This window comes from Streptomyces sp. NPDC059008 (genome assembly GCF_042749045.1).
GTDB lineage: Bacteria > Actinomycetota > Actinomycetes > Streptomycetales > Streptomycetaceae > Streptomyces.
Genome location: NZ_JBHYJC010000005.1, coordinates 1 through 24,507 on the forward strand (window position 1 = coordinate 1; position 24,507 = coordinate 24,507).

17 protein-coding genes and 2 pseudogenes are annotated in these 24,507 nt (G+C 66.6%); 9 read left to right on the forward strand and 10 right to left on the reverse strand.

What is annotated here, in order from left to right; translation table 11 throughout:
• Positions 1-164 precede the first annotated feature (164 nt).
• The 4 genes and pseudogenes from ACFWZH_RS09220 to ACFWZH_RS09235 all read left to right on the forward strand — a co-directional run bounded on the left by ACFWZH_RS09220 (position 165) and on the right by ACFWZH_RS09235 (position 2,315).
• On the forward strand, positions 165-632 hold the full coding sequence (locus tag ACFWZH_RS09220; protein WP_384427343.1) for a GNAT family N-acetyltransferase: 468 nt from the start codon (positions 165-167) through the stop codon (positions 630-632).
• A 24-nt stretch (positions 633-656) separates the two neighbouring features.
• A pseudogene (locus ACFWZH_RS09225) lies at positions 657-908 on the forward strand (transposase); the annotation flags it as partial.
• A 470-nt stretch (positions 909-1,378) separates the two neighbouring features.
• On the forward strand, positions 1,379-2,029 hold the full coding sequence (locus tag ACFWZH_RS09230; RefSeq protein WP_384427345.1) for a polymorphic toxin-type HINT domain-containing protein: 651 nt from the start codon (positions 1,379-1,381) through the stop codon (positions 2,027-2,029).
• A 40-nt stretch (positions 2,030-2,069) separates the two neighbouring features.
• The gene (locus tag ACFWZH_RS09235) at positions 2,070-2,315 is read left to right on the forward strand and encodes a hypothetical protein (RefSeq protein WP_384427347.1); all 246 of its coding nucleotides are present in this window, start codon (positions 2,070-2,072) and stop codon (positions 2,313-2,315) included.
• A 658-nt stretch (positions 2,316-2,973) separates the two neighbouring features.
• Here the strand turns inward: ACFWZH_RS09235 and ACFWZH_RS09240 are convergent.
• Positions 2,974-3,414 (reverse strand): GNAT family N-acetyltransferase, encoded by a 441-nt coding sequence (locus ACFWZH_RS09240; RefSeq protein WP_384427349.1) that lies wholly within the window; start codon positions 3,412-3,414, stop codon positions 2,974-2,976.
• 107 nt (positions 3,415-3,521) lie between these two features.
• Between ACFWZH_RS09240 and ACFWZH_RS09245 the strand changes: the two are divergent.
• A pseudogene (locus tag ACFWZH_RS09245) lies at positions 3,522-3,710 on the forward strand (hypothetical protein); the annotation flags it as partial.
• 279 nt (positions 3,711-3,989) lie between these two features.
• Here ACFWZH_RS09245 and ACFWZH_RS09250 read toward each other — a convergent pair.
• The 8 genes from ACFWZH_RS09250 to ACFWZH_RS09285 form a co-directional block, all read right to left on the reverse strand.
• Positions 3,990-4,559 (reverse strand): hypothetical protein, encoded by a 570-nt coding sequence (locus tag ACFWZH_RS09250; protein WP_384427351.1) that lies wholly within the window; start codon positions 4,557-4,559, stop codon positions 3,990-3,992.
• Positions 4,560-4,707: 148 nt separating this feature from the next.
• Positions 4,708-4,986: a hypothetical protein gene (locus ACFWZH_RS09255; protein WP_384427353.1), complete on the reverse strand. Its 279-nt coding sequence runs from the start codon at positions 4,984-4,986 to the stop codon at positions 4,708-4,710.
• Positions 4,987-5,664: 678 nt separating this feature from the next.
• Positions 5,665-7,110 (reverse strand): MFS transporter, encoded by a 1,446-nt coding sequence (locus tag ACFWZH_RS09260; protein WP_384427354.1) that lies wholly within the window; start codon positions 7,108-7,110, stop codon positions 5,665-5,667.
• Positions 7,107-7,319, reverse strand: coding sequence for a hypothetical protein (locus ACFWZH_RS09265; RefSeq protein WP_384427356.1), 213 nt, complete (start codon positions 7,317-7,319; stop codon positions 7,107-7,109). The genes ACFWZH_RS09260 and ACFWZH_RS09265 overlap by 4 nt, the downstream gene beginning before the upstream one ends.
• A 214-nt stretch (positions 7,320-7,533) precedes the next feature.
• Positions 7,534-7,668, reverse strand: a complete 135-nt coding sequence (locus tag ACFWZH_RS09270) for a hypothetical protein (RefSeq protein WP_384427358.1) — start codon at positions 7,666-7,668, stop codon at positions 7,534-7,536.
• Positions 7,669-7,722: 54 nt separating this feature from the next.
• Positions 7,723-8,685, reverse strand: a complete 963-nt coding sequence (locus ACFWZH_RS09275; RefSeq protein WP_384427360.1) for a hypothetical protein — start codon at positions 8,683-8,685, stop codon at positions 7,723-7,725.
• Between the two features lie 195 nt (positions 8,686-8,880).
• Positions 8,881-16,464 (reverse strand): SDR family NAD(P)-dependent oxidoreductase, encoded by a 7,584-nt coding sequence (locus ACFWZH_RS09280; RefSeq protein WP_384427362.1) that lies wholly within the window; start codon positions 16,462-16,464, stop codon positions 8,881-8,883.
• Positions 16,465-16,878: 414 nt separating this feature from the next.
• A complete protein-coding gene (locus ACFWZH_RS09285; RefSeq protein WP_384427364.1) occupies positions 16,879-18,297 on the reverse strand; it encodes a cytochrome P450 in 1,419 nt (472 codons plus the stop codon).
• Between the two features lie 976 nt (positions 18,298-19,273).
• Between ACFWZH_RS09285 and ACFWZH_RS09290 the strand changes: the two genes are divergently transcribed.
• Both ACFWZH_RS09290 and ACFWZH_RS09295 read left to right on the forward strand, forming a co-directional pair.
• Positions 19,274-19,477: a hypothetical protein gene (locus ACFWZH_RS09290; protein WP_384427366.1), complete on the forward strand. Its 204-nt coding sequence runs from the start codon at positions 19,274-19,276 to the stop codon at positions 19,475-19,477.
• Between the two features lie 304 nt (positions 19,478-19,781).
• On the forward strand, positions 19,782-20,798 hold the full coding sequence (locus ACFWZH_RS09295; protein ID WP_384427368.1) for an aromatic ring-hydroxylating dioxygenase subunit alpha: 1,017 nt from the start codon (positions 19,782-19,784) through the stop codon (positions 20,796-20,798).
• Positions 20,799-20,875: 77 nt separating this feature from the next.
• Here the strand turns inward: ACFWZH_RS09295 and ACFWZH_RS09300 are convergent, their stop codons facing one another.
• Entirely contained in the window at positions 20,876-21,931 is a 1,056-nt protein-coding gene (locus ACFWZH_RS09300; RefSeq protein ID WP_384427370.1) for a beta family protein, read from the reverse strand.
• 317 nt (positions 21,932-22,248) lie between these two features.
• On the opposite strand from ACFWZH_RS09300, the gene ACFWZH_RS09305 reads away from it, so the two are divergent.
• Both ACFWZH_RS09305 and ACFWZH_RS09310 read left to right on the forward strand, forming a co-directional pair.
• Complete coding sequence (locus tag ACFWZH_RS09305; RefSeq protein ID WP_384427371.1) at positions 22,249-22,755, forward strand: hypothetical protein; 507 nt, start codon at positions 22,249-22,251, stop codon at positions 22,753-22,755.
• Between the two features lie 170 nt (positions 22,756-22,925).
• A complete protein-coding gene (locus tag ACFWZH_RS09310; protein ID WP_384427373.1) occupies positions 22,926-24,452 on the forward strand; it encodes a S1 family peptidase in 1,527 nt (508 codons plus the stop codon).
• Positions 24,453-24,507: the final 55 nt, after the last annotated feature.

The window sequence follows — 24,507 nt, forward strand, 5'->3', positions numbered from 1 at the left end:
GAAGCCATTTTTCCGGTGGATCGCTCGGGTCGGTGCTCGTGTCTGGCCTCCGGTAATCACCATGAACCACCTGACAAGCGAATCAAACGCTCACTTAGACGTCGTCTTGATTGGCGCCCTACCTGCCTGAGCTCAGCAGCTTCGCTCGTTCTAGGCTCCAGTGCATGAACATCATCGTGCGCTCGGCGATCGAAGCGGACCCGCCGTCGCTGTTGGCTCTCTATGGCGAGTTGAACCCTGACGATGCACCCCTGCCCCAGGAATCTGCTGATGGCACCTGGGCGGATATCTGCAGGCAACAGGGCCGCACGGTGCTGGTTGCCGAAGCCGGCGGTGTCGTTGTCGGTACTGCGGACTGCATGGTCCTGCCGAACCTCACTCGTGGCGGTCGGGCGATTCTGTTCGTGGAGAACGTTGCCGTTGCCGACTCCGTTCAGCGGCAGGGCATCGGACGGCGACTGATGGAGGCTGCCGTACACCTGGGTGAGTCGGCGGGTTGCTACAAGGCACAGTTGCTGGCAGCCGACGACGAATACGTGCACACCTTCTACGGGGCCTGTGGCTTCAAGCCCCTGGCGCAGGGCTTCCGTCGCTACCTCCAACAGGAACGGACCAGCGCCACGGTGGCCTGATGGCCAGTCATTCATTGCACAGGCATAGTCGACGGACTCGTACCTGATCACCTGTGGCGTCTGTTCCAGTTGGTCGCCCCCGAGCCGCCGGTTCGACCACAAGGCGGTGGTCGTCGGCGGGCCGACGACCGTGCCGTCTTGGCGGCGATCCTCTTCGTGGCGACCTCGGGCTGCACCTGGCGGCAACTGCTGCCGGTCTTCGGTGCCTCCTGGCAGACGGTCCACCGCCACTTCACGTACTGGTCCAAAGCCCGGGTGGGGGCCAAGCTGCCGAGGCCGAAGCCAAGAAGAAGGCGTCCAAGGATCCCGGGGAAGATCGCCCGGGAGCAGTACATGTGCGGAGTGATGGGCTGCGACGCCGCCCACAACTTCCCCAGTTGGTGCATACGTAACGAGGGCTACTGCACCATCCTCGCCGCGGGAACGAAACTCGAACCGGGTCTCGAGAAGATCTGGAAATTCGAGAAGGACCTCCTCGGAATCGGCATGCTCCAGGAGTGCGTCCACACGGGAGACTTCGACTCGTGCACGCAACTCGCACGGGACGCGGCCTTCTGCTCCAAGCTCAAACTGCTCTCCAGGGCCTACGAAGCCCTGCGCCACCTCAACCGGGGATACACACAATGCTTCCTCGCCGGCACCAAGGTCCTCATGGGGGATGCCACCACGCGTCCCATCGAGGACATCCAGGCCGGCGAGCGTGTAAGGGCGACCGACCCCAAACAGGCAAGACGTCCGCCCGCAGAGTGACTCGCGCAATCGTCACCGAAGACGACAAGCACTTCAACGAATTAGAAGTCGCCACAAAGAATGGCCCCACTAAGGTGACGGCCACTTACGAACATCCTTTCTGGATGCCCTCGGCGCAACGCTGGGTCAAGACATACGAAATCAAGCCTGGCGTAAGCCTCTTGAGCGACAACGGAAGTTCCGTACGGGTTCTTGCCAACCGTTCCTTTGACAAGCAAGCACGCACCTACAACCTCACCATGGAAGGCGTCCACACCTATTATGTGATGGCTGGTGATGCTTCCCTACTGCTCCATAACAGCGGACCCGGATGCGGTTCGCACTGGATGTCTCCCGGTCGCCTCACGCATCATTACATGCGGGAGAATGATCAGGGAGTCGTGCACGCAAAGGAATTTAGGATAGACGGGCCGTTCAACCGGCAGAACGGCGCCAAGTTCGTGGAAGCCATTGAACGTCTGGTGAAGAACCCCGGAACGCGGAAAATCGAGGGAACCTTCAGACGGCAGCCGGCGATCCATTATGTGGACGCAACCGGGCTGCACGTCTCGTTTGCCGCCAGCGGACCTAACGTTGGGGAGTACCTCGGAGGCTGGCGATCTCAGGGGGACCAGCTTACCTACCTGCTTCGGGACGGCATCCTATGATGTCGGGTCACGGTTGTGCAGATCCATGGGGAGGCTTCGAATGAACATTGAGTTGACGGGCGACCAGGCCCTTGTCCTGTCGGACTGGCTGGCCCGCGTCATGCATAGGGAGGATTTCTCTAATTTGGTGGATGACCGCGCCGTCTGGTCCGCTCTTCTCAAGATCAGTGGGACACTGGAGACTGGACTACCCCAGATCTTCGACTCCAACTACTCCGACCAATTGGAAGCAGCACGCGAGCGCCTGATTTCGGAACTCGGAGATTTCGGAAAGTCAACACCCTGACGACCTACATCGCACCGCCATGGAACTCTTTACTCCCAGCGGACCTTGACGCTACGGCGGCACAAGAAACCCAGGCCGGCCTGCCGGCAGTCCATCAGCAGGCCGGCCTGGTTCACTCGAGCCGTTGCACCTACCTGCGCATGTGCCGGCGGCCTGGTGGCTGGTGGCCCCCTGAGCTCTATCGACATCCCTGACCCGGCAATCAAGGAAGTTGACACCAAGCTCCCGACCATCCACGGACCAACGCTACACATACGGCCGTTACAGCAGCCATTTCAGCAGGCCAGCACCACTGCGAGGGCTGTGCCACCAGCAGACGAAGAACCTGCTGGTGGCCTACTCGCCGAAAAAGCTCGGATGCTTCTAGAGCCACGAGAATCGGCGCCTGCCCTGGGCTTTTGCCCGTCAGGCGCCTTTCGCTCGGCCCGCTCCGGCATGGCGAAGGTCGTAGGGCCGCTTGGCCATGCCAGAGGCGAGACGCATCCGGCTGGGTCCACGCGCAGAGGTCGAGCTGCGGCCAGGAAGGCCCAACAATGGAGTTCGGCTGTGAATCTGGGCACGGGCAGGTCCCCCCACACTGGAACAGCGCCCGTAAGCCGTCCGGGCCAGTCGCTGGACGATCGCCGTGCCCAGAGCAAGGACTCCCGGGCCACTCCAGTCAGGAAAGGCGCAGATCGATCCAAGGAATGGTCTCCCCCGGCAGCAGGTACCGCTCGATCTCGGCGAACCCGTGCTTGTACGCGAACCGCAGACCGTCCTCGTTGGAGGACAGGACCACCGTTTCGATCACCTTGGCGCCCAACTCCCGCGCCCGGTTGAGCCCCCGCGCATAAAGATCCTCACCGAGCCCCTGCCCACGATGAGGAGCGAGCACACGGGCGATCACCGTGGCCGTCAGCGTGTCGTCCGACGGAGGACGCACCGTGCTGCAGCCCACCAGAACGTCACCGAGGTACGCGACCTCCAAGTGATGGCGCTGTGCGCGCTCCCGTACCTCTTCCAGGGACAGGAGGTGCGTGGGGATGATCGCGTTGTGGACGTACTGCCAGTCCCTGAGCGTGACGTCATCGTCCGGCTGTTGGATGCGAAGATCAGACATCGCAGCAGAAGACCCGAGTACACCTCGGACGTCAACCCCCTTCTACCGAGCCAACGTCATCAAGGTGGCACGCAGCCAATGGACACGCTTCCAGAGCTGTCTCGTAACTGGCTGCGTGTGCGGAGCGCTACGGGCTGGACCCGGACGAGGTCTACTGGGCAGCCCTGCGGACCAGGCCCACGGAATCCTTCGCGCAGGTCGCCGCAGCCCACGACCTGATCGTGGATGCAGCCGCTGTTGAGGAGGGCAAGCCTTCTCCCGTTCCGTATCTGCGGGCCGCTGCGCGACTGGGCGCCGGCCGGAAGGCCTTGTTCATGCCGCGAACGCTGACTGGTCTCAAGCTCTGGAGGTGACAGTGCATGCTCGGCCTCCACTGGAAAAGACCTCGACATCGACGGAGCGTCCGCTGACATTGCCGTCACCGTTGCGGTCAAACGGCCGGGAGGGGCCCCGCCGGAGATCACTCCGGCGGGGCCCCTTCCTCAACCTTTTCTCTGGAAATTACGTTACCAAGGAATGGGAAGGGCCGAACTCTGCGATTCCTGGATGCATCGAACTGCGCGCCCCGACGCCATCTATCCGCACGATGGAGTGGTGCTCGCCGGGATCTTATATTCAGCCGCAAGGCTCTTATCGAAGATCACGAGTAGAGCGTCGGGCACGTATGTGAATCCCTCGCCATCATCCTCACTCAGTGCAATTACTAGATCCGACTCGTTGGAGAACTTGAAGCTGTAGGCCCAAGGCATCTCTGGGCATCTCTCGTCAGGGATGTGCCAAGTGATGCCGATGCTCACGATCGACGCACCCAGGAGCCCCTTCCAATCGACGTGGTCGGTCACATCGATGGGATCTCCGGGAAGGCTTTCGGCCCCTTCTCCGGAACTCCTGAATTCAATCGCCATGCCTTCGTTGACACCGTCCATCGCCCAGGACAGAACCAGTGTGGCCCCGCTCTCCATGCCTAGCTCAACGGCCATGTCGACTTCGTGAGCGCGATCTTCCCTGTGCCCTTCGGGCCAGCCCTCCCCCCGCAGCGCCACGTAGCGGACCGTTCTCACGGCCTCACCCACGACAGCGTTCCGGAGTTCGGCGAGCTCAGCACCGCCATGAGCCAGAGCGACCCACGGGTTGATCACCAACATCTCTAATACCGCCCAAAGTACTGGAACTGGCCGTTGGCATCGAAGGTCGCCCCGATCCCGCGTCCACCAGCCGGGTCCGGCATGATGTACCGCGTCCCGCCAGGGAAGTTGCCGGAGGTCACAGGCGACGTAGTCGTCTTCGGGTTGGTCAGAACATCATCCAGTTGATCCGGATCGGATCACCGCCGGACTTGGAGTCCGCCACGGTGATGTGGCCGTCCCCCGAGAGGAGCTTCAGTGCCTTCTCAGCCAGCACCTTGTCCCGGTCCGGATACGAGAAGTCCTCGACCACCGAATCCAGTCCGTCATCGGACGCGCCGGACGCGTGCGCCGCACCAGCCAGCGGGCCGGTGCACCAGAGGGAGACGCCGAACGCGACCGTCAGCGTCATGGCCACTGGCCGCCCGAGCGTGCCGTGCCATCTCATACATGAACTCCTGAATTTCTGGGACTACTGAATAGAGCGTCACGGCCTGGAGGGCCTCGTGACACGTATGGCCGGCGCCTGCGAAGAGGGAGCGCCCGGGTTCCGGCCGTACTGCTGAGTCCGCTCACGGGCCTCAACTCGGCTGCCTCTGCCGGCGGGTGAGCATCTGACGGCAACCGCCGTTGGCGGCAGCACAGATTGCGTATGCGTACGCGGACGCCTTCTGCACGCCCCCGCCCCAAGAACTGGCAACTCGGAAATCCCTCAAAACGCATGAACCACCCAAGAAACATATGAGGCGAACGTGAAGATACCCAGGCGACAAAAGGCGCAAACTGGTTTATATGGGACAGGGTTGCTGTGGGGTGACGCACGGTTGTGCCGCCATAGATCTCGACCGTGCGTCCCGGGGCCCTGGGCCCTCGCGTCCCGCGCCCGCGCCAGCCCTACGCCGCGCTGGGTGTCGGCGGCGTCAGTCGCCATATCGGCACGTCAGGGCCGCTACGAGCGCTGCACCGGCAGCAGGCGAAGAATCTGCTGCCGGTGTCGCACTCGTCGACGAAGCCCGGTTCTTCCAGAGCCACGAGAAAAGGCGCCTGACCTGGGCTTTTGCCCGTCAGGCGCCTTTCGCTCGGCCCGCTCAGAGCAGACAAAGCCACTATCAGTATCGACACCCTCTCATTGGTTCGACCGGCTCGGGCTCGGCTCGCCGGCCGGGGAGACGGTCGGTTCGGCCTCGGGCGAGCGTTGGCGGGCCAGGACGAGGCTGGCCGCCGTCGTGATCGCCATCGCGACGAGGCCGACCCACGCTGCCGTGGTGTAGGCGCTGTCGTTCGGGAAGATACGGCCGGTGTCGGTGCCGGCGGCGAGGACCAGACCACCGATGGCACTGCCGAGCGAGTATCCGACGCTGCGCACGACGTAGTTGAAGCTCATGGCACTGGACGTCTCGCTCTTGGGGGTGACGACCAGGATGGCGCCGGGCATGGCGGCCGAGAAGCTGCCGACACCGAAGCCCAGCACACTCATGGCCAGGAACAGCTCGGTCAGGTTCGACCGGGCCGCGGCAAAGAGGATGAACCCGCCACCGATGACGACAGCGCTGCCGGCCAAGAGCAAGGGGGCGTCGATCCGCTTGAGCATCGGAGGCGTGAGCTTGCCGGCAATGAACCCCAGCACGGAGAACGGGATGAGGACCAGCCCGGCGACGAAGGTGGTGATCCCGAAGCCGTAGCCGGCGCTGTGCGGCGTCTGCGCGTACCGGGTGATGAGCGTGAGGAGGATGTACATGCCGATCGCACCGACGAACATCGCGAGATTCGCTCCGGCAACCGCCGGGTGCCGGAGCGCCCGGAGATCGACCAAGGGCGCCTTACCGCGCAGCCCGGAGACGGTCCAGACGCAGAGCAAGAGCACGGCGACGACGGCCAGGACCACCGCCACGGTGAAGTGTTCGCTCCACAGGCTCTTCTGGCCGACAAGGAACAGGACGAGGAACAGTCCACCCGACAAGAGGAGCGCGCCCGCTATGTCCACGTGGGCGGAGCGGCCTTCAGGGGCTGTGGGTACGGAGCGCCAGGCGGCCAGGAGGGCAATGACGGTGACGAGCAGACCGAGGCCATAGGCGGCGCGCACCCCGCCGAACTCGGTGAGCAGGCCGGCGAGGGGGTAGCCGACACCGATCCCCATGATGGAGACCACCGAGACCAGGGCGATGGTGGGCGCGCTGCGCTCCTCGGGGAGATGGTCGCGGGCCACGCCCATCATCAGCGCCGTCAGGCCGAGCCCGATGCCTTGTGCGGCCCTACCGACGAGCAGCCACGCGAACGGCAGCGGTAGCACGGTGAGCGCACTGCCGGCGACGACGACCACCAGCGTGACGAGAATCGTGGCTCGTCGGTGTGGGCCGGCTCCGAACCGGCCGAGGACAGGGGTGGCGACCGCGCCGCTCAGCAGCGCGATGGTCAGCGTCCACTGCGCGCTGTCGAGTGAGACGTGGAACGTGGTCGCCACGCTGGTGATGAGCGGTGCCCCGAGGCTGGCGACCGCCGCCACGACCAGGGCGATGAATATCAGGGAGGGGACCAGCAGCCGCGTCTCGGAGTGCTCTCGGGTGGTGCTCATCGGCTGATCCCGGTCGTGATGTGGTCGAACAGGCCGGGACGGAGGCCAGTTTGGACCCCTTCCGCCCACGGCTCGTCCAGCTCGGCGACCTGGAGCGCGGCGCCGTTGTTGAGCGGCATCAACTGAGGGCTTACGCGGGGCCGTGAGGGCACCGTCACCTGCCGGGGAGCCGGACGCGGCAGGGCCGTTAATGCGGATTGGGTGGTCATGTACAGGACTTTATGTCCCGGAGCAAGCCGCCATCCAATCTTTGATCGTACTGATCTCGATAGCCGTAGGCTATCAACTGTGGAGATACAGCGGCTCGTTGCTTCATGACCGTTGCGGTGTGAGGCACTTCACACGTGCGGCGTCGGCTATGGGCGGAAGGTCCGCGACCGGGTGAGCGGGATGGGGCGAACCGAGCCGGCAACTGCGGTGGGATCACCGTCCGTTGTCATGGCTCTCGCACTCGGCCAGGGCCGACCCGAGATGCCGTTCGTCGAAGACGAGCATCCGCTCGGTGGCGTCTGTCGTCCGGGCGGTCGCGCCGCCCGCGTCAAGGCGAACACTGCGCACGAACGCAGAAACGGCTCGTCAGAGAGACTGACGAGCCGTTATGCGAGATCGAGGTCAGTAAGCGCCGTTGAGGAACGGGAGTACGTCCGCGGCATCCGTTATGCCGGGTGGCGGGCCGTCGACTCGTGTGCCCGGTAGCGCGTTTTGGATGATCATTGGTGTGAGTGTCGGGGTGGTGTTGACTTCGATGAAGTGGTTGATACCGAAGTTCTCTTGAAGGTCCATGATGGACTCGATCAGGTTCGCGGGTTTGGTCCAGATGGCGAGTGACGCGTTTCTGACCGTGTCGGATTCGACGATGGGTCGGCATTCGGTAGTGAAGTACAGCGGGGGGAGTACGGGCTCCACGGTTCGTTCTTCTTGCCGAAGGATCGCCTGGAGGGCTGCCGGCCTGAACAGAGGGGTGTGGATGGGGAGGAGGGCAGCGAGACGTCTACAGGAGACTCCTTGACGTTCCGCGTGACTCTCCAGAAGGTCCAGGTCGTCGAATCGGCCGCACACAACGGTTTGATTCGGGGTATTGATCATGCCGACGTGGAGGCCGTCTTCTGAGATCTGCCGACACATCGCCCGAGCGGTCTGCTGGTTCACCGCGAGGGCGAGCATTCCACCCCGCAGTGAAAGGCTTTTGGCTTCGAGGTAGCCCGTGATGAGAACATCGATCGTTTCTTCCACGGACATGAGGTCCGTGATCGCACTCCCGACATTGAATCCTGCGCCATGTCCGAGAAGGATGGCCGGCTGAACTTTCAGATCCAGTGACGCATATACGGAGTACGGGACAAGCGTGGCCGCAACCAGGTTGTAGACGTACTCCGCTTCCAGGCTGGGGGCCGGCCCGGGATCTTCGGCGGTGAGTCTGCGTGTTACGGGTGGCTGGCCGAGTTCCGCGAGCTTCTGGTCGGTTATCTCAAGGGCAGCGGCCACGCTCGCGTTCGTATGAGCCAGCGTGCGCAGGATCCCCGGAGGGTAAGGGTTGCTGAACGGCGGAAAAGCGAGGGCTGTCGTGAGCGGCATCTGTTCTCTCCCGGGATATCTGCCCGTTCGTAGTCACTAGGAAGTAGGGGCTGCTCCCACAGGTTATCCAGAAAACGGATTCGGCCTGTCTCACTGCCGAATCCGTTTTCTGGATGACTGGCATGCGGTTTAGCTATCGGCTTTGATCACTTGCTGGATCGCGGCCGTTTCTCACGCACCCCGACGCGGGGTTTGTCAGGACTGGCTGTCGGGGCGCAGGTGGTGGAGGACGGTGGTGGCGATGCTGGTGAGAGGTGCGGTCATGACTTCGGGCGCGGGGATCGCGCAACCGGTGTGGCGGCGGATGTGGCCGATGAGTTCGGTGGCGGTCAGGGAGTCGGCGCCGAGTTGATCGATGCGGCGGCTGACGTCGACGCGATCGGGTGTGGTGTGCAGACCCGAGGCCAGCCACGCAGTGAGAGCCTCGAGCAGTATCGGGCGGGCTTCCTCCGCGGTGGCAGCGGCCCGCAGGCGCGGCAGGAGGCTGTCGTCGGCGCCGGCATCCGGAGTGTGGACCAGCGTGGCGGTCCGGGGTGCGGTAACCGTGGGGAGGAAGGCCATGAGCGCCTGCTCACGGCCCCGGGATTCGGCGACGACCGCGGTGACCGTGGCGTCCGGGTGGAGAAGCAGCGTGTCCAAGCGGTCCAGTGCTTGGGATGAGGTCATGGGAAGGATGCCGTAATCGCTCATCACCGAGGTGATTCCGGTGCGGAGCACGTATCCGGCGTCGGAGATGGCGCCCAACTGCAGGACGGAGACGGGCAGGCCGTCGCGCCTGCGCTGGCGCGCGATGTTTTCCAGGGTGAGGCTGGCCGCGGCGTACGAGGCTTGCCTCCTGTTGCCCAGCAACGCAGCGAACGATGAGTACAGGGCGAAGAAGTCGACGTTGCGCCGGCGGGTGTGGGAGTCGAGGAGGAGCGCTCCGGTGAGTTTGGGGTTCAGGACGGTGAGGTAGCGCTCGACGGTCAGGTCGGTGACCTCGTCGTCATCGAGGACCATGGCAGCGTGGATCACCCCGGCGAGCCGGCGTCCGCTTGCGTCGAGGTCATGGAAGAGCTGGTCGACGGTTTTCGGGTCGGAGATGTCGACGGCGCGCGCGTCCACCTGGACTCCCTGGTCGTTCAAGCTGCTGACCAGGGCGGCGGCGTTGGGGTTGTGTGCGGTGCCACGTCGGCTGACGAGCGTGAGGTGACGCGCTCCCCGGCGGACCAGGTGCCGGGCGGTCTCGGCTCCGAAGCCGTCAAGGCCTCCGACGACCAGATAGGTTGCCGTGGGATCCAGCACCGGCGCCTCGGGGGCGCGATCGAGCAGGACCCCGTCGTCGAGGACGATGACGGTCTTCCCGGCCTCGTGACCGGCCAGGACGCCGTCCATGGCTTCGTAGATCTTGTCGGCCGAGTAGACCATGTGGGGCACCGGGCGGTATTCGCCGCTGTCGATCACCTTCTGCAGGTCCTGCAGGCAGCGATCTATCGTGAGTGAGGGCTCCTCGAACCAGCCGACGACATCGATGGCGTGAACGGTGGCGTCGCGGTCCAGGGGCGGCATGTGCAGCGCCGCCGGTGAGGGCGCGACGAGCGGTCCGACGTCGAAGAAGTGCCCCCCTGGCGCCAGGAGGTCCAGCGCACGCTGGCGCAGGTCCGCCGTGAGGGAGCTGAGATTGAGGACGACATCGACGCCGCCTTGGGCAACGTGCCGGACCTCCTCGGCGAAGCCGGGAGCACCCGAGTCCACCACATGGTCGACCCCCGGAAGGTGCAGCAGGGCGCGCAGAGCCGGCGTGGGGGCGCCGACGATGACGCGGCTCCCGGCCCGCCGGGCGAAATCGATGGCCGCCAGCCCCGTCCCGTCAGATCCACCCAGGATGAGAACGCTGTCGCCAGGGCCCAAACCGGCCAGGTGTCCCAGGACATGATGCGTGGTCAGCTGAGCTATGAGAAGGGATGCCGCCGCGGCGGAGGTGACCTGCTCGGGGAGCTTCACCACCCGGTCGGCGCGCAGGTTGATGTGCGAGGCCAGCCAGCCGCCGTGCGTGATCCCGGCAACCCGGTCTCCCGGGAGGATGTCGGTGACGTCGTCTCCGACGGCGGTCACGATCCCCGCGCCTTCGCAGCCGAGGTGGACGTCGCCCGGACGTGCGCCACGGGGCGGGAGCAGGCGCCCGGTGGCGAAGAGAGCGTCACGGCCGTTGAGGGCCGCGGCCTGCACGCGGACGGTGATCTCACCCGGCCCTGGGGCGGGGACGCTGCTGTCCTGCCAGACCAGCCTGTGGGGGGTGCCGGCTTCGCCGTAGACGGCCAGCGCAAACTGCTCGGTGGCGCCGTGGGCGCGTGTCTGCCGGGTTTCCGGCAGCGCCTGCACCCGCACAGCGAAGCGCCCACGAGGAGTGATCACGCATTCGTCTTCGGCATCGGGGTGGGTGATCTCGTACGCGACGTGGCCGGCCGCCTGCTGTGCCGACTCCGCGGTCCCGCTGACGACACGGATCCTGCGGACGGTCAGCAGCGCCTGTTCGTTGGCCAGGGTGCGGGTAGCACCCCACAGGGCCGCGCCAGTATGCGTCATCGGGGCGTCCAGGCTGTCCGCGGTCGTGCCCGCGACCAGCCACAGGGTGGGCTCGAGATCTCCGCCGGCCTGCGCACAGGCGGCTGCCAGGGCACTCAGCTGCGCGCAGGCATGGGCGGCGCGCGCGGTCGTCTGCTCGACCGTCGTCTGCTCGGTGTCGTCGGCGATCAAGACGATATCGACCGGCCCCGCGGCCGGCAGCAGAGCCGCCCAGTCCGTCTGCGGTTGGAGATCCGAGAGCACCACCTCGCGTGCTCCCGTGGCGGTCACGGCGGCTGCCACGAAGTCGCCCAGGCGCTCGGCAGAGCTGTCCCCGCTCTCAGTGATCAGCAGGCACGGGGCAGTTGCGCCGTCTGCGTCCTGGTCCTGCGGCGTGCTGTCAGGCTGAGCGCCCGTGGCGCGGACCGCCGCGATCACCGAGGCAGGAATGCCCTCGTATTCCGGCTGGGCGCTCAGGAATTCGCTGGCGGAGAACCCTGCTTGCTCCAGCACCGACGTCCACTGACTGCGCGTCAGCGCCGCGCCGGCCGGCCGCAGATCGGTGTCGGAGGAATCCCAGAAGGAGTCCAGGATGCCGAACAGCGTCGCGACGTAGGAGTTGGTGTGCAGTTCGAGGGCGACGAGCTGGCCGTTGTCGTCCAGGAGCGTGGCGGCGTTACGCATGCCCTGAGTGATGTCGGTCGTGGTGTGCAGGGCATTGCTCGCGACGACGAGATCGAAGGATCCCGCTGCGAACCCTTGCTCGGTCGGATCAACGCTCAGGTCGAGGGCTTGGTACTCGAGGAAGTTGAAGGCGGCGAACCGGGCCTCGGCCTTGGGGAAGAACGCCGAGGAGACGTCGGTGTACACGTAGTGCGTACGCTCGGGCGGCAGGTGGGGCAGGATGCGCGCGGTGAAGCCGCCGGTGCCGGCGCCGATCTCCAGGATCCGCAACGGCCGGTCGGCCGGCCAGTCGGCCAGGACGGCGCGGATGTAGGCCACCGCGGCATCGGACAGGTACGTGAGCCCTGGGTCGTGGTTGTACACCTGCGCCGCGATGGGACCGGATTCGCCGAACAGCACCTCCAGCCCCTCCATCTCACCGGTGAGGACGCTGGGCAGGCTGCGCCCGACCCACGCAGCGGCCTGCCACATCACGACGAGCTCTGGGAATTCGTTCAGCCTGTCCTGCAAAAGCTGCTCAGGCACCGGTGTTCCGCTCTGGCACCAGCCCCCGTCGGCACGAGCGGTCAGCAGCCCGTGCCGGGCCGCGATCGCCAACATCATCTCCACCAGCGGGCACAGGCTCTCCCTGACGCCGGCACTCCTCAGGTCGTCGAGGCTGAAGACCTGTCCACCGACCGGTCCGTCGACCTTGATCGCACCTCGTGCCACCGCGGACTCCAGGATGCTGCTCACCGCAGCCGCCATGTAGTGCGCGCTCAGCTGCCGAGCCCGTTCCATGTGGCCGTCATAGCCACGGTCCCGGAACGCGTCATCGAGCCGGGTGATGACCGGGCCGCACTCATCGATGACGCGTGAGGGCGCAGGGAGCGGACAGGGGGTGCCGGGCAGCGCGGTCATCCGCGGGCGTGCCCTGAGCACCTCGTTGTAGAGCTCGGGCGCGGGAGAACCGCTGTTCTCGATGCGCCGCGCGTATACGTCCCCCAGGTCGAGCAGGACCGTTCCGTCGGTGTCACAGACGGTGATGTCAGCCATGAGGCCGGTCTCGGTGACGGACGTCAGCCGCATGTACGCCATGACGGTGGCGGGCAGGGGACCCCAGACGCGGACGCTCCCCACCGACACCGGGAGGTGCGGTACGTACGATTGCGCGGAACCGGAGACGGCGCGAGCGGACAGCGGCAGCATCGCCTGGAGGCAGCCGTCGAGGAGAACGACACGGGCCTGATGCTCAGCGTCGGCGAACTGGTCTGTATGAAGCCTCGCCAGCCCTTCGCTGTCTTCGACAGTCAGCGTTGCCAGCGTACGGAATGCCGGCCCGTAGTTGAGCGATACCGCGGCGCAGGCCCGGTAGTGGTCGGACATGTCCAAGGGTTCGCTGATGCGGCCGGCGAGAGCAGCCACGTCCACCGGAGCAGGCCTGACATCGGCCAGGCCGCGCCACCGCCCGGTCACATGCTGGACGGCCTCGATGTCCTCACCGGTGTGCCCGGCGACGACGAAGGTCCCATCGGGACGGACGGTGGTGGTGGTGCGTACTGGAGCCGATCCGGGATCGCTGGGCAGGACCAGCGACCTGGCCAGGGAGACGTCGAGCAGTTCCACGGGTCCGCCGGACACCTCGCGGGCCGCCGACAGCGCCATGTCGAGGAAGCCCGTGCCAGGCATGACGACCGCGTCGCCGATCTTGTGATCAGCGATCCAGGCTGCGCTCTGCTCGCGCCCCCACGTCGGGTCGCCCGCGAGCAGGCGCCGGCCCAGCAGCGGATTGGACGGGGCCGGCTGTGTCACCGGCGCCATCTCGTGGTCGGACCACCACGAGGGGTCTCCCAACTGATAGCGCTGGCGTTGCCACGAGTAGGCCGGGACGTCCACGACGCGACCGCCCTGGGGGAAGAACCGATCCCAGTCCAGCTGCGCCCCGGCCGCGACCGCGTGCAGCACGGTGCCGCTCAGCGCCTGCGGGCCGGCGTTGATCCGGGTCAGCGTCGACGCCACCTCCACCGACGCTCCCTCATCGACGGCGATACGGCGCAGGTAGCCGCTGAGCGCCGGGTGGGGGCCGACTTCGATCAGAACGTCACAGCCGTGCTCGTCCCCGATGAGCGCCGCGACGCCCGCGGCGAACTGGACCGGTTCGCGCACGTTGCGCCACCAGTAGTCGGCGTCCATCTCGTGATCTGCGAGCGCGCGGCCGGTGACGGTGGAGACCATCGGGATCTCGCCCCGACCGACCTCGAGCTCTCCGAGGCCGTCCAGCAGCGGGCCGCGGACAGCATCCATGGCCGGGCTGTGGAAGGGGTAGTCCAGGCGCAGGAACCGCAAGGACACGCTGTCGCGAACACAGCGTTCCTCAACGGCCTCCAGTGTCTGGCTGTCACCGGCCAGGGTGACGTCGTTGCCGGAGTTCACAGCCGCGATCACCACACGGTCGCTCGCCCCCATCTCATCGAGCAACTGCTGAGCCTGCGCAGGCGACAGCGCCAACGCCGCCATCCGCCCGGTCCCGAAGGTGGGCGCCTGGGCGAGGCTGCGGTGCGCGATCACGCGACATGCCTGGGAACGATCCAGGATTCCGGCGCAGTAGGCGGCCGCGACCTCACCGACGCTGTGACCGACGATCCCGTGCGGTCGCACCCCCCGCTCGCGCAGCGACATGATCAGTCCGGCCTGCAGGGCGAACAGCATCGGCTGCGCCACCTCGGTCAGCGCCCACCGCCCGGTGTCCGGCGTCGCCATCTCCGCCTCGACCGACCAGCCCAGCAGCGGTTCCAGTTCGCGGCTGACGGCCCGGACCTCGGCGGTGAAGGCAGCGTCCTTCCCCAGCAACTCCGCACCCATCCTCGGCCACTGGGTACCGTTTCCGCTGAAAACGAACCCGACACGTCCGCGGGCCATGCTGGCGGCCGATGCCGCCTCGTCCGACGCGCCCTTCTCCGCCGTCTCCCGCAGTGCCTGCGCGGCCGCTGCGCCGCTGGAGGCCAGCACGGCCGTGCACAACTCACGGCGCTCGCGACGCCGCGTCGTGGTGAACCCGACGTCCACCAGGGCGGATTCGTCAAGGCCTTCCAGGTAGGAGGCCATCGCCAGCGTCGACTCCCGCAACGCCGCGTCCGTCCGGCCGGTGACCACGACCGGCACGGCCACACCCGGCTGCCTGCCCTCGGTCCCTTCAGCACCATCCCCGATGACGCCCGGGGCCGGCGGCGCATCCGGCAGCTCCAGCACCACGTGCGCGTTCGAGCCGCCGATACCGAACGAGTTGACCCCGGCGATACGCCGCGCGTCGGTCCCACCGTCCAGCGGCTTCATCGCCGTCACCGGGTCCAGTCCCAGCCCGTCGAAATCGATCGCCTGGTTCAACGGTTCCGCATGCAAGGTGGCGGGCACCCGCTGCTCGCGCAGGACCAGCATGGCCTTGAACAGTCCCGCCATGCCGGCCGCCGCTTCCAGGTGACCCAGATTCGACTTCACCGACCCGATGGGCAACGCCTTCCCGCCGCGCCGCCGTCCCAGAACCCGCCCCAGAGCCTCGCACTCCGTCGGGTCGCCCGCAGCCGTCCCGGTCCCGTGAGCCTCCACGTACGACACCTGGTCGGCGCGCACACCGGCCTCGGCGTACGCGCGCTCCAACATCGCCGCCTGCGCATCCGCACCCGGCATGGACATCCCCAGAGTCCGCCCGTCGGAATTGACCACCGAAGACCTGATCACCGCGTGCACCCGGTCACCGTCGGCCAGCGCGCGGCTCAACGTCTTCAAGAGCACGACGCCCGCGCCCTCCGACCGGACGAAGCCATCGCCGTCCTGCGAGAACGAGTGGCAACGCCCCGTCGGGGAGAGCATCGAGGCCTGGCTGGAGATGACGTGCCCGCCCGGGCCGAGCACGAGGTTCACACCGCCGGCCAGCGCGGCCTCGCAGCGGCCCGAACGGACCGTCTCAGCCGCCAGATGCAGTGCCGTCAGGGACGACGAACACGCCGTGTCCACCGTGTGGGACGGCCCATGGAAATCAAAGAGGTACGACAGGCGGTTCGCCGCACTGAACGCCCCGGTACCGGTGGGGGCGAACGAATTCATCACCCCGGGACGTCGCAGCAGCAGACCCCAGTAGTCCTGAACGGTCAGGCCCATCACGACCGCCACGTCCGAACCCGCCAGCAGCCGCGGATCCACGCCGCCGTCGTCGAAGGCCTCCACCGCGCACTCCAGCAGCAATCGTTGCTGCGGATCGATCTGGCCTGCCTCCTTCGGCGAAATGCCGAAATACTCCGGGTCGAACCCCCACACGTCCCCGAAGATCCCGGCCGCCCCGGTATACGCCTTCCCCGCTCGCACGGCACCGTCACTGACAACGAAATCATCGGTACTGAACCGGTCGCCGGGCACCGACGTCACAAGGTCCTGGCCGGTGGACAAGGCATCCCACAACCCGTCCAAGGTGGTGATCCCCCCGGGGAGACGGAGCCCCACCCCGATCACCGCAACAGGCTCCCCCGGCCCCTCGGCAATTCTCGCACCACTCATGTCGCCTCGCTCCTGGTTCGCCATCACTGCGCCTGCCTTTCACGTATCTTTTCCGCACGCGTGACCGCCCGCGTTTTTCATATGCGTGACCCCTTCGTTTCCGAACAGGGGATCCCGCAGTTGTTTACGCGGCTGCCTGTAATTCTCAGGAATTCTCAGAAGATACTCATACCGGCCCCCATGTGGGGACCAGCAACCGATGAAGAGTAAAGACGATCCGGCTTCAGCGGAGCCCGATCCACCGCACAATGTCCTCGCGGGCCTTCTGGCGCGTCACGTAAAAGGAACGCTGCCGCGTTGCCGGAAATGGGTCGGTATTCCCCGGAAACCCTGGAGGTGTCCTCACTCCAGGGCACGGGCGACTTGCGAGATCGGCTTGCCGATCTCCCTGGGCGGCGGAACCCGCCGCACTATCTCAAATGGATCCGTGCGCTCGCGCTATGACGTGCGCTCCGGTAAAGCCCTGGCCCTCAGTCGCATCTTGAGGTGACGCGGTCCCATTGAGGGGGTGATAGCCGGAGGCTTCTGTCCGGGGATGGTTTCCACGCGCCAGCGGGAAGCGATTTCCGTAAGCGCCAGCACAGCCTCAGCGATGGCGAACTGGTCGCCGATGCATTTGCGTGCACCGCCACCGAAGGGGAGATAGGCCTTGTTGCGCGGTACGGAACGCAGCATTTCGGCGTCCCAACGGTCCGGATTGAAGACGTCGGGGTCCGTGTAGTAGCGCGCCTGGCGGTGCACAGCGTAAGAGCTGTACGCGATGGTCGTCCCGGCCGGGATGTCATAGCCGCCCAGCTGGGTGTTTGCCGTGACCAGCCTGGTCCACAGCATCCCGGCCGGCGGGTAGAGCCGCAGCGTCTCGGTGATGATCTGGTTGGCAATTTTCAGGTCGGGCAGGTGGTCGAGGGAAACCGGCTTGCCGTCCAGGACGCGATCGGTCTCGGCCCACAGCCGCTTCTCGATATCCGGATTGCAGGCGATAAGGTAAAGCGCCCATGACATGGCGATCGCTGTTGTCTCCGAACCTGCCACCAGGAACGTCAGGACCTCGTTGCGGAGTTCGGCGCTGCTCAGCCGCTCGCCCTGGCTGCCGTCGGCCGGGTCATCGGGGTTGCCTGGATCGCGGGCCGTCAGGAGCGCCGAGAGCAGATCTCCACGGTCCTCCGGGTCCACCTGGGCCTTGGCGATAATGTCGGTCACGGTGTTGTGGAGTCCGGCCACAGCCCGCTGATAGCGCCGGTTGCCGGGGGTCGGAATCCGGTTCAGCAGCGCTGGGCTGAATGTCTGCCGGTACGTCGCGTGGAGTACCTCGATGGCGTCGCCGACCGTCTGACGCAGGTCCTCCGGGGACACCATCCCGCCGAGCATCGCCTGCAACATGTTGTGCATCGTCAGGCTCAGCATTTCCGCCGGCATGTCCAGGACCTGACCATCACGCCACGGGCTGGTCCGCAGGATTGTTCCCTCGGTCATGGCTCGGGCGTAGCCGGGAAGCCGGCTACGGTGGAACGCAGGCTGAACCAGCCGGCGCTCCCGTCGGTGCATGGCATGCGGGCAGGTCACCAGACCGTCGCCGAATACCTCCCTGGCCTTGTCGAACAGCAGACCGCCCTTGTCGTAGGTGCGATCGTTGAGATATATCTGTGAGATCAACTCCGGGTCACAGACCATCACCGCCTTAAGCGGGCCGACGTTGACGCGCATCATGTCGCCATCCGCGGGCAGCGAACGCAGGAATCCCCTTGGATCACGGAGTGCCTTCACCGCATGACCCACGACGGGGAGGCCTCCAGGCGCTATAGGAACGGTCTCGCTGGGATCTGCGGTGGTCCTCTTGCGTGCAAGCACGTTGCGCATGCGATCCTCCCAGGTGCGTCAAGGAACATTCAAGCCCATATGAAAAAAGGGCCGACAATGAATGGTTGAGCGTTTATTGATGCGACACAAATGAGCGCTTTCGCGGCGGTCAGGCTATCAGCATTCTCACCCATCTGGCCGGATCAATTACTAGAACGTCGCCTTGCTCACTTTCAGGGCTTTCAAAAGAGTCGCCTCGCGCCGATGCGCATACGAAAGGTGACGATGCGGATCACGGCGGGAGAGCACCGTGTCCACTCACTCGGACGGAATCACCCAGGTCACAGCATGTTCACCGTGATCGCGCCCCGGTGGGAATCCGAGGCCGGATACGCTGCTGTCGTATCAGGCCCGCGCCGCACAGCTGAATCGATGTGCGCCCCATGCGACCGTCGCGCGAGTGGACCGAGGCCGGGACCCTAATGCCAGCAGCACAAATTCTTCATTGAGCGCGGTATTCCGGTTCGCCTTCGATTCACCGTTGGACTGGTCCATGGAAACTCCCTCTGAGGCCGCCTCGGCGCCCACCGTAGAAGTTCCTGCGACACGGTGTACCGGTGTGGCAGGTAGATGACAGCCCAGAGGCACGCGCAAGGCATCCACTGACACGATCGTGCTCGACTCCGTGGCGGCCGCGCCCAGGCCGGCCGCCACGGACAGCAAGACCGCACCGAAGGGCGCTGCCGGGCAGGACCCGCGCGGTCGGTGCGGCGCCCGCCCGGAACTCGACGGAAGCCGCCGCAGGGTCTTGACGGCAACCGCCGAAGTAATGATCGAATAGCGTCGTGCGTCCGGGACCGAGACGCTTCATGGCTTCATGTTGGCGAGAACTGCTACTCAGACGGGGGCGGAAGTGCAGTTCGCAGTCCTTGGTCAGGTGCGGTGCGCTGTGCGAACGGCGATCCCTTGGCAATTATGAGACCCCGCCGCCGGAGCACCTTGTGCATCCTCTTACTTAATCGCCAGCGCCACGTCAGTGAAAAACATCTGGCTGACGCTCAACGTGCTGTGCGGCGAGCGGGCCTTGGGCGACATCCGGGCGGCCTGCTCGTGGTCCTACCAGCGTCTGACGAGCGCCGAGGCGCGCATGTTCCGCGTTCCCGGCGCGCACCGGATACGCGACATCACCGCCGACGACGCGGGCCAACCGGCCACCGGGCAGCACCAAGCCGGCATCTGACGCCAAATCAGCCTGCCCCGGGAGGCGCCGGCGGGGGCCGAGTACTTCACCGCGCGCCACGCGGCCCCTGCTGGAGGTAGTGCCAGGCCGGATCGACGGCCTCGATGCCGGGCAGGGACGCCGCGCCGCGCAGGACGCCTGGCAGAGACCGGCTCGGACATGACGCGGTTCCCGGGAGCGGTCCAGTCGCTACCAGCGCAGTGGCCGCTCAGGTGGCGGCCGGAGCAAAGGGACGAGGAGGAAGACCTTGAACAGGCAATCGCTGGCCAGGCTCCGACACCGAGTGCGGCCGGGAGCCGTTCCGATGCGGACCGACCTTGCCGTGGGAGAGGGAGACCGGGTGCCTCTGCCGTACCCGTCGGGATGGTTCTGCCTGGCGCTGTCCCGTGAGGTGCCGGCCGGCGCGGTGGTGAACCGGCGCTTCATGGGGCGCGATCTCGTCCTCTACCGCACCAGGGGCGGCGTCCTGCGGGTCGTGGATGCCCACTGCCCCCACCTGGGCGCCCACCTCGGCGCCGGGGGGGTAGTTGAGGGCGAGCATCTGGTGTGCCCGTTCCACCGCTTCGCCTTCGACGTCGAGGGATCCTGCGCCAAGGCCCCAGGCGGAGCCCCGCCCCGGGCGACGCTGGCGCAGTACACCGTGCGCGAGCGGGGCGAGATCATCTATGTCTGGCACGGCCATGATGCCGCACCGCCCGCCTGGGAGCCTTCGGAGCTACCTGATGACAGGTTCGCGCCCGCCGCCTCCTGGAGCACGCTCCTGGCCTCGCACCCACAGGAGGTCATGGAGAGCTTCGTCGACTACCAGCATCAGCCGATCGTGCACAACGTCGCCCTTCGTGAGGTCGCTCCGCTGGTAGATGAAGGGCCGTTGCTGCGCATATCCTTCGGCGCGGACATCAGGCTGTCCGTCCGCTTGGCGACCATCAAGGTGGAGCAGGGCGTGGTCCTGTCCGGCCCTGGCCTGGCGTCGGGGGAGGTGACGCTGCACCAGGTCGGGATGACGTTGGGGGTAGTGCTCACGGCGACCCCGGTCGGGCCATGGCAGACGCGCTTGCGTGTAGTCGTCATGACAGACGCCGCTTCGCGCGCGGAACCCTCCCGGCTCCGGAAGGCCGCCTCCATGTCCTTGTCCACGGTGGCGGGGCAGGCGCTCGTGCAGACCATTGCCCACCAGATGCGCCAGGATGCCAGGATCTGGAACTGGAAGCGGTACGAACCAGACCCCCGGCTCACCCCTGAGGAGAGCGCCATCGGCCACTACCGCCGTTGGGTGCGTCAGTTCTACCCCCCGGACACGTTGCCCAGCGAGACGTCGTGATCGCCGCTGACCTGGCACCGCTGTTCAGCTGATCGCCGGACGAGGCGGCTGAACGGGCGCAAGCTTCAGCCGCCCGCTCAGCCGCCGGGCAGGCTCCGTACGACGTACGTCATGTGCTGGAGGTTTCCGGCCCGCAGCCACTCCGTGGGCCCGCCCACACCCTCACCGGTCGAGAGCGGACCTTGCGCGCAGTCGCTCAGCCATTCCTCGCCCTGTCCGGCACCCGCTCCCCGGAACTCGGGCAGTTCGATGATCCGGCGGGCCGCACCGCGGTTGACGGCGATCCGGTCGGGCCCCCGGGTCAGCGTCTTGAACAGGAGGTACGAGCTGTCGGTGGTGTAGCGGAGCACGCCCCAGGGCGGACCGCCCTTCCTCCCCGGTGCCGGGGCTTGCGCCAGAGCACCCGGGGGTTGCACGCCGTAGTCGCCGTAACCGAGCAGCGGAGCATAGGCCCGGCCCGTAACGTGCACCTCATGCCACATGCGCCACTCCTCCCGTGGCTCCTGACACGATCCTGCTGCCAGCATGTCGGCGGTGACCCGGGGAAAGGCCCCGCCGAGCAGAACGGCGCTGCGCCAGACCGTCAAGGGCATCAGCGCGTCGAGGGCGCGCAGTGCCTCCTTGCCCGCGTCGGGTCGGTCGGCGAGAAGCGCGCCCATGTCGAGCAGCAGGTCCACGGGCACCTCCGGGCCGGTCCGGGCCAGCAGGTCCCGGACGTCGTCTCCGTGGCGCCCGTCCCACTCCCCCGTGACCCGCACCCGGACGCCCAGTCCGCGTAGGCAGCGCCGCGCCGTCTCCACAGCTGCCAGCTGCTGTGCCTTTGTCCTCTCCGGCCCGGTGACCGGCCGCAGCAAACCCAACTCACAGTAGACGGACAGCGCTTCGGCGAGGGCGGCGGTCTGGGCGTCCTCACCGAAAGGAGCGTCGACCCATCCGCCGTGACGGCTCACGGCACTCACCGGATCGACGTACTTGCCCACCATCATGGTGAGCGTCTCCGGGGCCGCTCCGGGCAACGGCGGCAGGTTCCACAGCGGCCTGATCGCGGCCCGAACGTCCGGCCACAACCGCCGGAAGGCCCCGACCGCATGCGGCCGGGCCGGCAGAACGGGAACATAGAGCGGTCCGGACATCGCGGCTCCCCCTCGGCACCGTCCGTGCACATCCCTTCCCGCCAGGGTCCGTTCGCCGCGAAGCGCGGGAAAAGAGCGCCGTTTCGGCCCGGATGGCCGATGTGTTCATGCACCTGGTGACGGTGTGCCTGGGCCTGCCGCACGACCTGGCCTGGGGGTTCCGGTGGTTGAGGGTGGCGAAGGACCGGGCCTGGGCTGCCGGTGCCTTCGTGTCCGCGCGAACGTGACAGCGACACGTTCACATATGCCTTACATATGCTTTACTTCTTCACTGCAACGACACATCTTGACATCCACACCTTTGAACGGAAGGTGCCGTGGCGATACCTCATGCCCGAAAAGCAGTGTTAACCAGCCTTGTTGGCGCAATGTCGCTGTCGGCGGTGATGGCCGGCCTGACCATTGCGCAGGCCGCCGCGCAGGCCGATCCGGCCCCCGCGGCCGCAACCGAGATGCCTTCCGCCGTCGAGGACTTCGGCTATCCGAACGCCGCGCGGATCCTGCAGGATCAGAAGATCACCCTCAAGCGGGGTGACGGTCACATCGTGCTGACCGGCTGCGACTCCCCCTACGACATCATGGTCAAGTCCCGTACCGGCGCCGGGGAATTCTGTTTCGCGGTCCGTGGCACCAAGGGCTACTTGACGATGGAGTTGGCCGACGCCTTCGGCATATGGACCGTGGGGCACCCGGTGCAGGCCAAGATCACCGCTGACGGTAAGGAAACCGTCATCAACGCGCCCAAGAACGACTACAAGCCGTTGGGCGAGGCCGGCAGCTCCGAGAAGCGCTCGGTCCTTGTGGAACTCCGCGTCACCAGCTGACGCCGTCCTGCGGCAGCACCTCCGGGCAACAAGTGGGCAGGGGCCCGCTGTTCAGCGTGCGTGCCCGGAACTGCGCCACCTCTTCGATCGAACAGAAAGTGTCAGTGATGGGCAGACGTTCGCGCGCCGCGTGGATATCAGGATTATGTGCCGCCTCCCTCATGACGAGCATGCCGGCGTACGCAGTCTCCGGAGGCGGCGCCGCCTCGGGCGGGGCCTACACGTTCGCCGTGAAACTCGACATCGGTGAGGGCAAGCGCAGCTGCTCGGGCGCGCTGGTGGACAAGCAGTGGGTGCTCACCGCCGCGAGCTGCTTCGCCGACGACCCCATGAGCCCGAAGGTCACCGAGGGCGCCCCGAAGTGGAAGACCGTGGCGACCGTCGGCCGTACCGACCTGAGCGGTTCGGCGGGAACCGTCACCGACGTCACCCAGGTGGTGCCCTATCCGGGGCGCGATGTGGCGCTGGTCCAGCTGGCCAAGTCGGTCGGCGATGTGACGCCCGTGGCCGTCGCCTCGGCTCCTCCAGCGCAGGGTGAGGAGTTGAAGGTCGTCGGCTTCGGCCGGACCGCGACCGAGTGGGTGCCCGACAAGCTGCACACGGCCGCCTTCACGGTGGACGCGGTGCAGGACGGGAAGCTGGGGATCACCGGCAGGAGCGCGGCCGTGTGCCCGGGTGACACCGGCGGTCCGGCGCTGCGTGAGAGCGGCGGCCGGACGGAGCTCGTCGCCGTCAACAGCACGTCCTGGCAGGGCGGTTGCCTCGGTACCGACCCGGCCGAGACCCGCACCGGCGCCGTCGACGCCCGGGTGGACGACCTCGCTGCCTGGATCAAGCAGGTCCGCTACCGCCCGGTCTTCGCCTCCGCACCGTGGGAGAAGGCCACCCACATCGCCTCGGGGTACTTCACCGGCGGCTCGGCCGGCGGCACCCGGCACATGGACATGATCGTGCGCTGGTCCGACGCGGAAGTCACCCTCTACCAGGGCTCCGACGACAAGGACGCCCGTCACCCCTTCGCCGCCGAGTACCAGCTGGCCAAGCCGCCGGCGCCCGGCAAGACCAGCATCTGGCAGCACGCCAAGCAGATCACCGGTGCCAGTTTCAGCGGCGGTGCGGACGGTCTGGTGGTGCGCTGGGGCGATGGTGAGCTGACCCAGTACACCCATGTCGACGCCAAGGGTTTCCATGGGGAGAAGCAGCTCGCCAAGGCCGAGAACACCCTCTGGCCGCACGTCACACAGATCGCCGCCGGCCGCTACTCGGCGAACCAGCAGCGGGACGATCTGCTCGTGACCTGGGACGACGGCCGCGTCACCCTCCACCCCGACCTGGACACCAACGGCGTGGCGGACAAGGCGCGGAAGGTGCTCGTCAACAAGAACACCACCTGGACGCACGCCACCCAGATCAGCGCCGGTGAGTTCACCGGCAAGAAGACCATGGATCTGCTGGTGCGGTGGTCGGATGGCGAGGCGACCATCTACCCGGGCGTCGACGCGGCGGGATTCCACGGCGAGGTCAATGTCCGGCCGGAGAAGCCCTACTGGACCAATGCGACCGTGATGAGCGCCGGTGCGTTCGTCGCCAACGACCGGGCCAACGACGCCATTGTCCGGTGGGCCAACGGGTCGGTCAGCCTCTTCCCGGGTGTGGACGCCGCGGGAACACACACGGAGATCAAGATCGTCGGATGAGGCGACGCCGCGTGCTGCGACGGGCGGGATTCTCCCCGTCGCAGCACGCGGCACG

What these genes read in the sequence shown, in the direction of transcription:
- ACFWZH_RS09220 (WP_384427343.1), top strand. Translation starts at nt 165, where the DNA reads ATGAACATCATCGTGCGCTCGGCGATCGAAGCGGACCCGCCGTCGCTG.
- ACFWZH_RS09235 (WP_384427347.1), top strand. Translation starts at nt 2,070, where the DNA reads ATGAACATTGAGTTGACGGGCGACCAGGCCCTTGTCCTGTCGGACTGG.
- ACFWZH_RS09240 (WP_384427349.1), bottom strand. Translation starts at nt 3,414, where the DNA reads ATGTCTGATCTTCGCATCCAACAGCCGGACGATGACGTCACGCTCAGG.
- ACFWZH_RS09250 (WP_384427351.1), bottom strand. Translation starts at nt 4,559, where the DNA reads ATGTTGGTGATCAACCCGTGGGTCGCTCTGGCTCATGGCGGTGCTGAG.
- ACFWZH_RS09255 (WP_384427353.1), bottom strand. Translation starts at nt 4,986, where the DNA reads ATGAGATGGCACGGCACGCTCGGGCGGCCAGTGGCCATGACGCTGACG.
- ACFWZH_RS09260 (WP_384427354.1), bottom strand. Translation starts at nt 7,110, where the DNA reads ATGAGCACCACCCGAGAGCACTCCGAGACGCGGCTGCTGGTCCCCTCC.
- ACFWZH_RS09265 (WP_384427356.1), bottom strand. Translation starts at nt 7,319, where the DNA reads ATGACCACCCAATCCGCATTAACGGCCCTGCCGCGTCCGGCTCCCCGG.
- ACFWZH_RS09275 (WP_384427360.1), bottom strand. Translation starts at nt 8,685, where the DNA reads ATGCCGCTCACGACAGCCCTCGCTTTTCCGCCGTTCAGCAACCCTTAC.
- ACFWZH_RS09280 (WP_384427362.1), bottom strand. Translation starts at nt 16,464, where the DNA reads ATGGCGAACCAGGAGCGAGGCGACATGAGTGGTGCGAGAATTGCCGAG.
- ACFWZH_RS09285 (WP_384427364.1), bottom strand. Translation starts at nt 18,297, where the DNA reads ATGCGCAACGTGCTTGCACGCAAGAGGACCACCGCAGATCCCAGCGAG.
- ACFWZH_RS09295 (WP_384427368.1), top strand. Translation starts at nt 19,782, where the DNA reads ATGCGGACCGACCTTGCCGTGGGAGAGGGAGACCGGGTGCCTCTGCCG.
- ACFWZH_RS09300 (WP_384427370.1), bottom strand. Translation starts at nt 21,931, where the DNA reads ATGTCCGGACCGCTCTATGTTCCCGTTCTGCCGGCCCGGCCGCATGCG.
- ACFWZH_RS09310 (WP_384427373.1), top strand. Translation starts at nt 22,926, where the DNA reads ATGCCGGCGTACGCAGTCTCCGGAGGCGGCGCCGCCTCGGGCGGGGCC.